At 69.0% G+C, this 12835-nt stretch carries 10 protein-coding genes; 4 read left to right on the forward strand and 6 right to left on the reverse strand.

The features are described 5' to 3' along the window. Positions 1 to 3 precede the first annotated feature (3 nt). From QEG98_RS25255 to QEG98_RS25265, 3 genes are read right to left on the reverse strand one after another with little or no spacing between them, the layout of a single operon-like run. Complete coding sequence (locus tag QEG98_RS25255) at positions 4 to 441, reverse strand: hypothetical protein (RefSeq protein WP_316563119.1); 438 nt, start codon at positions 439 to 441, stop codon at positions 4 to 6. Continuing rightward, positions 419 to 1390: a hypothetical protein gene (locus QEG98_RS25260; RefSeq protein ID WP_316563120.1), complete on the reverse strand. Its 972-nt coding sequence runs from the start codon at positions 1388 to 1390 to the stop codon at positions 419 to 421. The genes QEG98_RS25255 and QEG98_RS25260 overlap by 23 nt, the downstream gene beginning before the upstream one ends. Further along, positions 1390 to 2145, reverse strand: a complete 756-nt coding sequence (locus tag QEG98_RS25265; protein ID WP_316563121.1) for a hypothetical protein — start codon at positions 2143 to 2145, stop codon at positions 1390 to 1392. Before QEG98_RS25265 ends, QEG98_RS25260 begins: the two co-directional genes overlap by 1 nt. Before the next feature lie 176 nt (positions 2146 to 2321). Here QEG98_RS25265 and mazG point away from each other — a divergent pair, with 176 nt between their 5' ends. Together mazG and rpsT are read left to right on the forward strand one after the other, a co-directional pair. Next, on the forward strand, positions 2322 to 3509 hold the full coding sequence (gene mazG / locus QEG98_RS25270) for a nucleoside triphosphate pyrophosphohydrolase (protein ID WP_316563122.1): 1188 nt from the start codon (positions 2322 to 2324) through the stop codon (positions 3507 to 3509). A 140-nt stretch (positions 3510 to 3649) separates the two neighbouring features. Continuing rightward, positions 3650 to 3925 (forward strand): 30S ribosomal protein S20, encoded by a 276-nt coding sequence (rpsT, locus tag QEG98_RS25275; protein ID WP_090495501.1) that lies wholly within the window; start codon positions 3650 to 3652, stop codon positions 3923 to 3925. A gap of 72 nt (positions 3926 to 3997) precedes the next feature. Here the strand turns inward: rpsT and lptE are convergent, their stop codons facing one another. Continuing rightward, positions 3998 to 4942, reverse strand: coding sequence for an LPS assembly lipoprotein LptE (gene lptE / locus QEG98_RS25280; RefSeq protein WP_316563123.1), 945 nt, complete (start codon positions 4940 to 4942; stop codon positions 3998 to 4000). Between the two features lie 224 nt (positions 4943 to 5166). Continuing rightward, on the reverse strand, positions 5167 to 7668 hold the full coding sequence (leuS, locus tag QEG98_RS25285; protein ID WP_316567961.1) for a leucine--tRNA ligase: 2502 nt from the start codon (positions 7666 to 7668) through the stop codon (positions 5167 to 5169). A 504-nt stretch (positions 7669 to 8172) separates the two neighbouring features. Here leuS and QEG98_RS25290 point away from each other — a divergent pair. Together QEG98_RS25290 and QEG98_RS25295 are read left to right on the forward strand one after the other, a co-directional pair. Beyond that, entirely contained in the window at positions 8173 to 11043 is a 2871-nt protein-coding gene (locus tag QEG98_RS25290) for a SusC/RagA family TonB-linked outer membrane protein (protein ID WP_316567962.1), read from the forward strand. 3 nt (positions 11044 to 11046) lie between these two features. Beyond that, a complete protein-coding gene (locus QEG98_RS25295) occupies positions 11047 to 12390 on the forward strand; it encodes a RagB/SusD family nutrient uptake outer membrane protein (RefSeq protein ID WP_316563124.1) in 1344 nt (447 codons plus the stop codon). 66 nt (positions 12391 to 12456) lie between these two features. Here the strand turns inward: QEG98_RS25295 and QEG98_RS25300 are convergent, their stop codons facing one another. Continuing rightward, positions 12457 to 12807, reverse strand: a complete 351-nt coding sequence (locus tag QEG98_RS25300) for an NAD-binding protein (protein WP_316567963.1) — start codon at positions 12805 to 12807, stop codon at positions 12457 to 12459. Positions 12808 to 12835 lie beyond the last annotated feature (28 nt).

A 12835-nucleotide genomic window follows, 5' to 3' on the forward strand; every position in this document is an offset into this window, starting at 1 on the left:
CGTTCACTCCCCCCGCCGCAGTCGGCGCAGACCGCGCAACGACAGCAGGTGGACACCCAGCAGCAGCAACGCCGCGGGCGCGAGCTTGAGGTAGAGGGGGGCTTCACCGTAGGGCCCTCGCACCAGGCCCTGGTGCAGGAGCACCGCGGCCAGCGCGAAGAGGAAACCAAACGCATACAGCGCGCCGCGGACCGGCACCCCCGAGGCCACGTGACCGGCGCCGGATAGCACCGCGCCCAAGGCGTACGCCACGCGGCCCGTCCAGGCCTGATGCCGGTCCACCTGGAGCTGCTTGCGCGCCCTCAGTTGCTGCGGCACCAGCCCCCGGCGGGAGAAGACGTTGACGCACTGGCCACATTGCTTGCTGCCGATGCCCAGCTCCGGGTCGCAGCGCACGCACACCGCGCGGCCACAGCGCTCACACACCTTGGCCGCCTTCAAGCGGTCCCCCGAGAAGCCCCACAGGGCCAGCAGCACCGCCAGCGCCGCGGCCCCGCGGAGGCCATGGGCCCAGGTGGAAGCCCCGGGAGCAGCCAGCGCGACACCTGCGTCTCCACCGCGCCCCGCCCCCGTGCCATCCGCGAGCGGAAGCCAGTCGGACTCCCCAGCTGCGGGGCCAGCAGCAGCAGGTTGAGGAGCAGCCGGTCCTCCGGCGGCGGGTCCCGGACCAGCAGCGTTCCATCCAGCGCCTGCGCCGAGGCCATGGCCGTGGCGGCGCGATCCAATTCCTTGCCGACCTCCGAGTCCGGCAGCGTCTTCGCCCTGCGGCGGACCACCTGCGCCAGGTTGTAGTGTGGAGCCGCCGGTCCGGCGCCGACTGCGAGGCCTGCACGTAGAGCAGCGCCGCACCCTCCGCGTCTCCCAGCGCGACCAGGGTGTTGCCGAAGCGCGTGAGCAGGCGCGCATCCGAGCTCTTCAGCGCCGAAGCGGCCTTGAAGTGCGTCCTCGCCTCTTCCAGCAAGCCGCGCCGGGATTCGAAGTACGCCAGCGACAGCACCTCCGCGAACGTCGCCGAGCGGGACGCCATCCGCGCCAGCACGCGCGCCCGCGCCTCCTCGGCGGACAGGCCGCCCCGCTCCAGGAGGTACACGTCCTCGGCCGGCGTGCCCGCGAACGCCGTGACGCGCGCGAGTTGCCCCGCCGCCAGCGGCAAGAGCCCCACGCCCGCCACCAGCACCGCCGCCACGACCCGCTCCTTGCGCGAGAGATAGAGGGACACGGTGGCCAGCATCACCAGCAGCGCGGGCAGCACGCCCAGCCCCAGCACCCACGGCAGGCTCAAGAGCAGCAGCCCCAGGACCAGGGACTGCCACCGGGAGACGACTCGCGGCAGCAGATGGTGGAAGTCATGCAGCGCGTAACGGAGCTTCCGTAGGAAGAACAAGCCCATCAGCAGCACCGCCGTGGCCCCCAGGCCAGCAGCACCAGGGCGCCCAGGTCCGCCAACGCGGGCCGCCGATAGCGGGCATCCTGCGCCAGTGTCGCCAGTGCCTGCCGCACCTGCCCCAACGTGCGGGACACGTCGCCCGGCTTCTCCAAGGCGTAGAGCTCCGCGAGTTCGAAGCGCGCGTAGGGCAGCCCCGGCGACAGCTCGACCGCCACCTCCGCCAGCCGCACCGCGCCGGCCATGTCCCCCGCGCGGCGACGCACGGCCGCCTCGCGGAGGAAGCCCACGCTCAGGGGCTCCAGGTCCGTGGCGGCCAGCTCGACGCGCAACGTCCGCAGTTCCTTGAGGGCCGCCGCTGCGGCGTCTCGATCATTCGTCGCGCGGGCCTGCCGCCACCGGTTCCAGAGGGCCTCCAGGTCCGCATCTGTCACCCGCGGCGCCAGCACCGGGCTCAGCGTCACCGGCCTGGGGGTGATGACCGTGGGTTCATCGACCGGCGGAGGACTGGCCACCGCGGGAGTCCGGCCATTGGCGGGGGCCGATTCGGCGGCCCTGACATTGCGCGCGGGCGCCCTGGGCGCTTCGTCGGCGTCCTCGGAGGAGGCATCCTCCGCGGCGGGGACGTCTTCTTCCGGCACGTCCTCCGCGTAGGCGGCGTCATCCACCGGATCCATGGACTCATCCCGCAGGTCGGGCTCCATGGGGCCCGGATCCACCTCGGGAAGGCGCGTGGGGGCTTCCAGCTGCGCGGACGCCACGACGGGCACCAGAAGCGTGAAGCCACTGAGAAGGAGGGCAAGAAGCGGCAGGCGGATCATCCAGAGGGTGGATTGTAGGCGACCCAGGGCCAACCGCGAAAACGAACGCCAGCCCGGCCGCCCACCTGCCGCGTTTGCCGGACAGCACCCGACCCGTGCGTGCTACAGGAACGTGCATGGCGGACACGACGCTGAACCCCGGGGCGGAGCTGGAGCGACTGGTCGACATCATGCGGAAGCTGCGCGCTGAAGGCGGCTGCCCGTGGGATCGCGAACAGGACCTGCGCTCGCTGAGGCCCTACCTCCTGGAAGAGGCCTTCGAGGTCCTGGAGGAGATGGACCGGGTCGCCTACGGCGGCTCCTGGCGGACCTTCTGCGAAGAGCTGGGAGACCTGCTTTTCCAGATTGTCTTCCACGCCCAGCTCGCCTCGGAGCTTGGGGAGTTCTCCCTGGCCGACGTGGCGAAGGCCATTGGTGACAAGCTGGTCAGCCGGCATCCCCATGTCTTCGGCGACGGCCAGCGCATGGAAGGCGCCGAGCAGGTCCTGGACAACTGGGCCAAGCTGAAGGCCGCGGAGAAGAAGCGCAAGACGGGCCGGGAGGGCTCGGTGCTGGACGGCGTCCCCGTCGCCGCCCCGGCGCTGATGCGCGCCGAGCGGCTCACGGAGAAGGCCAGCCGCATCGGCTTCGACTGGCCGGACGTCGCAAGCGTGCGCGCCAAGCTGACGGAGGAGCTGGGGGAGCTGGACGAGGCCATCGCCGCGAATGATCGGGATGCCATCGAGCACGAGCTGGGGGACGTGCTGTTCTCGCTCGCCAACCTCGCGCGCTTCGTCGGAGCCCCCGCCGAGGACGCGCTGCGGATGGCCATCCGCCGCTTCACCGCCCGCTTCCAGCACATCGAGTCCGCCCTCCGCGCCGAGGGTGTCGCCCTGGGGGATGCCACCCTGGAGCACATGGAGCGCCACTGGCAGGAGGCCAAGGCGCGAGAAAAGGCCCTGCCATCTCCAACCTGGGTTCCTCGCGCGCCCGTCACCACGCTGCGGCTGGGCGTGGCGGATCTTCCCGCGCAGCGCGCCTTCTGGGATGCCCTGGCGCCCCGGCTGGGGTGGATCACCCGACGGGCTCCGGCGGATCAGGCCCTCTATGAGGACGGGGGCATCCTGATCGCCTTCGAAGCCGCCGGGACGCCCACGACGGGCTTGCGGCTGGCCCTGACGGCCCCCTCCCCGGCGGCGGTGGAGCGGCTCCCCGGCATCCTCGCGGAGATTCCGGGGAGCCGGCTGATCCAGCACCAGGCCGGCCGGCTCACCTTTCAAGATCCTGCGGGGCTGGTGTGGGAATATACGACTTCGGTAGAGTGATTTTCCTCGCAGGTGCCCTCGGCGGGGCGTCCAGAGCCCGGAAATCCCGGCTGGAGGCCCACACCCGCCTTGACGCCTGCGAGGCGTCGCAGTAAGGACGGCCCCTCTTTTTAGCCTGCCATTACCGCTGGAGATTTCTCTTGGCCAACACCAAGTCCGCAGAGAAGCGTCACCGTCAGTCCCTGAAGCGCCGTGCGCGCAACATCACCGTGCGCGGTGAGGTGAAGACCGCCGTCAAGTCCGCCCGCGAGGCGCTCGGCAGCAAGGATGGGGCGAAGATGACGGACGCCATCAAGTCGGCCGCCAAGGCGCTGAACAAGGCCGCCACCAAGGGCGTGCTGCACAAGCGCACCGCTTCCCGCCGCATCTCGCGTCTCGCGAAGGCCGCCACCAAGGCCGCCCGCGCGCAGGCCTAGTCGAAGCCTCGGGGCCACCTCGCGTGGCCCTGCTTCATCCGTGCAGGCTGCCGGGAGGAGGCTCTTGCCTCCTCACCAGGCGCCCGCGAGCCGGTCGTACCCATCCCGCATCAAGACCTCCGCGAGGCGCTCGAGCGCGACCTGCCGGTTCGCCTCCGCCTCCAGGATGTCTCCGCTCCCCAGCACATAGTCCTCCGAGCCGAAGACCTCCGTCTGCTTGAGGACCTGTCCGTCCTTCACCACGCGGATCTGCGCCCGAGCGGAGACACGGAAGAAGAAGCCCGGGCTGGTGCTCTTGCCCACGACGGTCGTGGGCGTGTTCGCCACTGACAGCACCGTGCCCTCCATGCGCCCGTCGCAGGACTCCGCGCTGCCCAGCCGGCCCACGCGGATCAGCTCCTGCCGCAGGAAGCGCGTGAAGACCGTTTCCAGCGTGGGCTCGGGCGTGGCGTTGACGAAGACAGGCGCGCAGAGGGACGTCACGCCAGCCGGGAGTCCGTCTCCGCGAGGCGCCAGGCGGTAGCCACAGCCCGCAGCTACCCACATTCCCACCACCACGCCAATTCGAAGACGCCGGGGTCCGACAGCGCAGGGTCGCGACATGCGCGGCACCCTACCCGGCCCGATCGGCCCGTCAAGACAGAGGGCCACCGTCTTGTGTCGGCGGAGGCGGCGGCGGTGACGACTCGCCGACAGCCACGCCGCGCACCCGCAGGGCCTCCGCCAACGACGTCCACGCCGCCAACAGCCGCGTGTCCCGGGGAGAGCCCCGCCGCGCCAACCCCAGGGGCCAGCGCACCTGCGCCCCTGCCGAGGCACCAGGACGAGCCCGTGTGAACGGCACGTCAACGCCAGCAGGCCGCCCAGCGCCGCCATGCCCAACCCCAGCACCTTCAGCGCGACGGGCTGCGCCCACAAGCCCAGCAAGGCGAAGACGGTCAACGCCAGCGCCTCCCGGAAGTAGCGCGACTCCAGCCGCGCCTCCCGCAGCGAGTCCAACTCCACGGGAGGCACCATGACCGACGGGTGCGGTTGATAGAAGAGCCGCGTCCCCTGGCCGGAAAGCAGGCGCCCTCCGCCCAGGTCCGCGACGAAGAACGGCTCCTCCGGTGCCGGCCCCCGGGGAGGGGCGCTTCGGGAAGCACAGCCTCGCAGGCAATGCACCGCGGGCGGCCCGCGGGTTGGGGCCGCCCACATGCACCACACATGATGAGGACCTCGGCCGGCACCCGGGTCCCCGCTCAGGTCGCGACGAAGTTCACGAGGCGCTTGGGGACGAAGACGAACTTGCGCAGCGTCTTCCCCGCCAGGGCCGCCTGGACCTTTTCGTCCGCTTCCGCCGCGGCGCGAACATCCGCCTCCGCCGCGTCCGCCGCCACGCGAATCTCCGCGCGCAGCTTGCCGTTCACCTGCACGGCGTAGGGGATGACGTCGTCCACCACCAGCGCCGGATCGAACTCCGGCCAGGACTGCGCGACGGTGAAGTCCTTGCTGCCATAGGCCTCCGCGATTTCGTCCGCGATGTGCGGCGCGAACGGCGTGAGCACCGCCGCCAGCAACCGCACGGCCTCCGCCATGGCGGCCTTCTCCGCGGCCGTTTCAGGCGTCCCCTGCGCGTAGAGCGCGTTGAGGCCCTCCATGATGCCGGCGATGGCCGTGTTGAAGGACAGGCGCTCGATGGCCTCCCCCACCCGCTTCAGCGTCTTGTGGGCGGCGCGGCGGATCTCCAGCGACTTGCCCTCGTAGGGCCCGTCATGGGTGGCACCCGCGGCCGCCGCCTGGTGCGTGGCGGCCAGCGCCCAGACGCGCTTGAGGAAGCGGAACACGCCCTCCACCTGCTCGTCGGACCAGTCGAAGTCCCGCTCCGGCGGGCCCGCGAACAGCACGTAGGCCCGCGCCGTGTCCGCGCCGTACTTCTGGACGATGGAGGCAGGCGCCACCACGTTGCCCCAGCGCTTGGACATCTTCCGGCCATCTGGACCGTTGACGATGCCCTGGGTGATGAGGCGCTTGACGGGCTCATCCACGGGGCTCAGCCCCAACAGCTTCATCACCCGCGTCCAGAAGCGGAAATAGAGCAGGTGCATCACCGCGTGCTCGGGCCCCCCCACGTAGATGTCCACGGGCAGGAAGCGCTGGGCCTCCTTCGGGTCGAACGGTGCCGCGTCGTAGTGCGGGGACAGGTAGCGCGCGAAGTACCAGCAGGAGTCAACGAAGGTGTCCATCGTCTCCGCCTCGCGCCGGGCAGGCCCGCCGCACTTCGGACACGAGGTGTTCACCCACGAGGCCACCTTCGCCAGCGGCGGCTCACCCTTGCCGGTGAGCACCGCCTGGGTGTCGATCTCCGGCAGGCGCACGGGCAGCTGCGCCACCGGCACCGGGATGCCGTTACGGTCCGGGTCGCACTTCTCGCAGTAGACGATGGGGATGGGCGTGCCCCAGTAGCGCTGGCGGCTGAAGCCCCAGTCCTTCTGGCGGTACGTCACCGTCGCCTTGCCCTTGCCGTCCTTCTCCAGCGCCGCGGCCATGGCCTGACGCGCCTGCTCGGACGTCTGGCCCGTGTAGGCGCCGGAGTCCTCCAGCACGCCGTACTCCGTATAGGCCGCCTCCAGCTCGTCACCCGGCGGGAGCTTGTCACCGGACGCGGGCTGGATGACGACCTTCACAGGCAGGCTGTACTTGCGCGCGAAGGCGAAGTCGCGCTCGTCATGCGCGGGCACGCTCATCACCGCGCCGGTGCCGTAGTCGCTCAGCACGAAGTTGGCGATCCAGATGGGGACCGCCTGGCCGGTGAAGGGATTCTCCGCGTAGGCGCCAGTAAAGACACCCTCCTTCTCCGTGCCCTCGCCCAGGCGCTCCGTCTTGGACTGGGCGGCCATGCGCCTGACGAAGGCTTCCACCTCCGCGCGGCGCTCCGGCGTTGTCACCTGGGCCACCAGCTCGTGGTCCGGCGCCAGCACCACGTAGGTGCAGCCGAAGAGGGTGTCGATGCGGGTGGTGAACACGCGCAGCGCGGCGTCGTGCCCCTGCACGCGGAAGTCGGCTTCGGCACCGTCCGAACGGCCAATCCAGTTCCGCTGCGCGGCGGTGATGCGGTGGGGCCACTCCTTGAGCGTGTCCAGCGCGTCCAGCAGCTCCTGCGAGAACCGGGTGATGCGGAACGCCCACTCGGGCATCTCCTTGTCCACCACGGGGGAGTCACAGCGCTCGCAGACGCCGTCCTTCACCTGCTCGTTGGCGATGACGGTGTGGCAGCCGGTACACCAGTTCACCTTGCTGAAGCGGCGATAGACGAGCCCACGCTCCAGCATCTGGATGAAGAACCACTGATTCCAGCGGTAGTACTCGGGATCGCTGGTGTTGACCTCGCGCTCCCAGTCGTAGCAGTAGCCCAGGCTTTTGATTTCCTTCTTGAAGGACGCGATGTTCTCGGCTGTGCGCACCGCCGGGTGCACGCCGTCCTTGATGGCCGCGTTCTCGGCCGGCAGACCGAGCGCATCCCAGCCCATGGGATGCAGCACGTCGAAGCCCTTCATCCGGAAGTAACGCGCGTACACGTCCCCGAGCAGGTAGTTGCGGACATGCCCCATGTGCATCTTCCCGCTGGGGTACGGCAGCATCTCGAGCACGTACTTCTTGGGTGCACCGGGGCGGCTGCCTGCCCGGAAGATGCCCGCGTCGTCCCAACGGGTCTGCCACTTACCTTCAATCGCCTGCGGCTCGTAACGCTCGTTCATCACCATACCCATCGAGTCTCTTAGAGGAGGGACGTGCCCCAGGCAACAGTCTCGCCCGGAGAAATCCGTCCCGAACGGACGGCGGCCCCAGGATCGGCTGACGGGGTGCCCCGGGGCCTGGCTGCGGCGCAGGCCCTAGACGCGCAGCGGCCTCGCTGAGGACAGACGCAAGTCCAGCAGGCTCCAGCGGCAGGCAAACATTCCCGCCAACCTGAATTCAAAGATTAACAATAAAAGTAAGGATATGCCGTTGACGGCCAATCGTTGAGCCAGTGACGATTCGCCTCACCGGCATCCTGCCTTGGGGGGAGCCGTCCATCCGCAGCGAGTGAGGACCGAATGACGCTGAGAAGGGCGTTGATTCCGGGGTGCGTGTTTGCACTCTTCTCGTTGGAAACGCTGGCGCAGGACGAAAATATCGCGCCACCCGCAGCCGAAACACAGACACCGGCGGCACCCGCGCCAGGGGTTGCGCCGCAGCCGGCGCCCACGGCCCCCGCGCCCGCGCCGGTGAGCGGGCGCACGGTGAAGGGCCGCGTCGCGGACCGGCTCACCAACGAGGGGCTGCCCCTGGTGCGTGTCATCATCAAGGGCACCACCCAGGGCGTGGAGACGGAGCTGGACGGCACCTTCACCCTGCCCAACGTGCCGACCCGAGCGGTGACGCTGCTCTTCTCCAGTCAGGACTACGGCGAGCGGGAGGTGCAGATTGGCGCCAACCAGCGCACCGTGGAGGTCGCGCTGGAGAACATCTTCGCGGAGGAGATGGTGGTGGTGGGGCGCGCCAGTGAGGTGGCGCGTAAGAACCTGGCCAACTCGGTGGCCTCGGTGAACTCCGAGGAGATCAACCGCGCCCCCGCCCAGACGGTGGACCAGGCGCTCCAGGGCAAGGTCGCTGGCGCCAACATCCAGAGCAACGGCGGCGCGCCCGGTGGCGGTCTCCAGCTCCGGCTGCGCGGCGTGTCCACCATCAACGGCTCCTCCGCCCCGCTCTACGTCATCGACGGCGTGCTCGTCAGCGACGTGGCCATCGCCTCCGGTGTGTTCGCCATCACCGAGTCCGTGGCCGGCTCCAACGCGAACCCCACCCAGGACAACCAGGTCAACCGCATCGCGGACATCAACCCCAACGACATCGAGAGCATCGAGGTCCTCAAGGGCGCATCCGCCGCCGCCATCTACGGATCCAAGGCCGCCAACGGCGTGGTCATCATCAACACCAAGCGGGGCCGCTCCAGCGAGCCGCAGTTCGAGGTGACCCAGCGCCTGGGCATGTACACGCTGGCCAACAAGCTTGGCACCCGCCGCTTCAACAGCGTGGAGGAGGTGCGCGACACCTTCGGCGAGGCCGCGGTCCAGTACTACGAACAGGGGCGAAGGTTCGACCACGAGGCCACCCTGGCCGGCCGCCGTGACCTGTCCTCGGAGACGCTGGCCAGCGTCAGCGGCGTGACGGGCAACACGAAGTACTTCGCCTCGGCGATGATCAAGAACGACGAAGGCATCATCGCGAACACCGGCTACGAGAAGCAGTCGTTCCGGCTGAACCTGGGCCAGAAGCTGGGTGACGCGGTGGAGGTCAACGTCGCCACCAACCTGGTTCACTCCCTGGGGCAGCGCGGCCTGACGAACAACGACAACGCGAGCATCAGCAACTACATGGTGCTGCCGCGCGCGCCGGAGTTCCTCCCGCTGGAGCCCAACTCGGACGGCGTGTACCCGCAAAACCCCTTCCTCTCCAACCGCGCCAACCCATTGCAGACGGCCGCGCTGGTGAAGAACGACGAAAACGTGTGGCGCTTCATCGGGTCCGGAGACCTGACGTGGCACCTGTGGAAGACGGAGGCCCACCACCTGCGCGTGCTGGCCAACGCGGGCGTGGACCGGTTCCAGCAGGAGAACTCGCTCTTCTTCCCGCCCGAGCTCAACTTCGAGCCCATCGATGACGGCCTGCCGGGCTCGTCCCTCTTCGGCACCAGCCAGGTGCGCAACCTGAACTCCGGCCTGAACCTGGTGCACACCTACAAGCCCACGTCGGGCGGCATCGTGGCGACCACTTCCGGCGGTCTCCAGTTCGAAGAGCGCAACATCGATTCCGTCTACATCGTCAGCAAGAACCTGAACGCCGGCCAGCAGAACGTGGACAGCGGCACCGTGGTCAACCTGCGGCAGAACCGCTCGCTGGTGAGAGACCGGGGCTACTACGTCCAGGAGGAGGTCCTCCTGCTGGACGAGCGCCTGACGCTGGTGGGCGCGCTGCGCGGCGAGCAGAGCAGCGCCAACGGCAACCCCAACGCGCTGTTCCTGTACCCGAAGCTGGCCTCCGCCTACCGGATTCCCTCGTTCCACCCGAAGGTGAACGAGTTCAAGGTCCGCGCGGCCTACGGAGAGACGGGCAACCTTCCGCTGTACGGCATGAAGTTCAACGGCCTGCGCGCCACCGGCAACATCGCCGGCAGCCCCGGCCTGGTGGGCACCGGCATCGCGGGTGACCGGAACATCAAGCCGGAGCGGCAGCGCGAGATTGAAGCCGGCGTGGACGCCCTCCTGTTCGGCGGCGACGTGGTCGCCGAGGTGTCCCTCTACCAGCGAAACATCAGCGACCTGCTGCTGCAGCGCGCCCTGGCCCCGTCCAGTGGCTTCGCCACGCAAATCTTCAATGGCGGCTCGCTGCGCAACCGTGGCGTCGAGGCCATGGTCCAGGTAACGCCCGTGCGCGGCGGCTTCGAGTGGACCAGCGGCGCGACGTTCGCCCTCAACCGCAGCCGGGTGACGGACCTGCCCGTTCCCGCGTTCCTCGCCGGCGGGTTCGGCACCGGACTGGGCGCCTTCCTCATCGAGGAAGGCGCGACGGCGACGCAGATTGTCGGCAACGACGGCGTCGACGAGAACGGCCGCCCGATTGTCCGGAAGATTGGTGACACCGAGCCCACCTTCCGCATGTCCTTCACCAACAACCTCAAGTACCGGGACTTCAGCCTGTCCTTCTTGTTCGACTGGCAGCAGGGCAGCGACGTCATCAACCTGACGCGGTACATCTACGACAGCGCAGGGACGTCACCGGACTTCACGACGGGCGGGCGCGAGCGGCTCGCACGGCGCCGCACGCAAGCGAGCGCGTACCTCGAGGACGCCAGCTTCCTCAAGCTGCGTGAGGTGACCTTCATGTACCAACTGCCCAAGGACTGGGTGTCCATGGTCCCCGCGGTGAAGTCCGCCCGGCTCAGCCTGAGCGGGCGCAACCTCATCACCTTGACTGGCTACTCCGGGTTGGATCCCGAGGTGAGCAACTTTGGCAACCAGGCCGTCGCCCGCAATGTGGACGTGGCCCCCTTCCCTCCCAGCCGCAGCTTCTGGACCTCCATCGACGTCGGGTTCTGAGCCATGACCATCCAATTGACCAAGAAGACATTCGTGGGGCTCTTCACCGTCCTGGGCCTGAGCGGCTGCGGGAGCATGGACGTTCCGGACCTGAACAACCCCAGTCTTGATGACTTCCGCGAGCGGCCCTCGCGCCCCGCGGTGCTCACCGCCGCCACGGGCCTGCTCGTCGGCCACCGTGCGGGCGTCGCGGCCCCCAACGGCTACGTGGCCCAACTGGGCATCATCGGGCGCGAGGTGTACGTCATCGACCCCGCGGACCCGCGCTCCATCGATGAACTGCTGGGCCCCACCATGGACCCCGGCACCCCGGCGTTCGGCGGCAATCACTGGACCAACCCCTACCTGAACATCCGCAACGCCAACGCGCTGCTGGAGTCCCTGGACAAGGTCCCCAACACGCCAGACGCCGAGAAGGAAGGCATCCGCGGCTTCGCGAAGACAATGCAGGCCCTGGACTTCCTCGTGGTCATCAACACGCGGGACACCCACGGGGCGCCCATCGACGTCAACCTGCCCATCGGCCAACTGGCCCCCATCGTCGGCAAGGAGGCGGTGTTCGAGCGCATCGCCGCGCTGCTCGACGAGGGCGCCACTCACCTGGAGAACGGGGGTGAGACCTTCCCCTTCCAGCTCAGCCCGGGCTTCGCCGGATTCAACACGCCCACGACGTTCCGGCAGTTCAACCGCGCGCTCGCCGCGCGGGTGGCTGTGTACCGGGGGCGCTACCCCGAGGCGCTCACCGCCCTGAGCCAGTCCTTCCTCAACCCGAGCGCATCGTTGGACCTGGGCGTCTACCACTCCTTCGGGACGAACTCCGGCGACACCGACAACGGCCTCATCAGCGTCAACGTCTACGCGCACCCGTCGACCGTCACCGACGCGGAGTTCCAGGAGAATGGCACCGTGGATGACCGCGTCGTCCGGAAGCTCACGCGCCTGCCCGAGGCCGCGACCGCGGCGGACGGGAAGGTATCGACGGAGTGGCGCTTCCGCATCTACCCCACGAACAGCTCGCCCGTGCCCATCATCCGCAACGAGGAGCTCATCCTCCTACGCGCCGAAGCCAACATCGGTGAGCGGAACCTCGGACCGGCGGTGGACGACCTCAACTTCATCCGCACGACCTCCGGCCGGCTCTCCCCGCGCCTGGACATCGATGAGAACAATGCCCTGGACGAGCTGCTGAAGCAGAAGCGGTACTCGCTCCTGTTCGAAGGCGGCCACCGGTGGATTGACCTGCGGCGCTACAACCGGCTCGACACGCTTCCCCGCGTGCTGGACCCGAACTTCGCGCCCCACGAGCGCTTCCCCATCCCCGCGTCGGAGATGAACGCGCGGCAGTAAGCGCGGCTCGCAATCCCTGAAGCTCCAGGTGCACGGCAGACAGGCGCACACCTGGAGCGCGGGCGCTCAACCGCCCTGCTTCAGCCCGGCCCGTTCGGCGACAAGCGCCCCCAGCGCGGACCAGTCCAAGTCGCCGTGGCCCTGCGCGACGCCTCCCAGGAACTGGTCCTTCACGAGGCTGGCCAGGGGCATGGGCACCTCGGCGGTGCGCGCAGCGCTCAAAACGAGCTCCACGTCCTTGAGGCCCAGCCGCATCTTGAAGCCCGCCGGGCTGTACTTCTCCTCGGCGATGAGCTGCGCGTACCCCTCGAAGATGGGGGAGCGCGCGAAGACGGACTGGAAGACCTCCAGGAACACCTTCGGCTCGATGCCGGACTTGCGCGTCAGGGCGAAGGACTCGGCGAGCGCCTCCATCATCGACGCGATGAGGAAGTTGCCCGACAAC

It is taken from the genome of Myxococcus sp. MxC21-1, assembly GCF_032612255.1.
GTDB lineage: Bacteria > Myxococcota > Myxococcia > Myxococcales > Myxococcaceae > Myxococcus > Myxococcus virescens.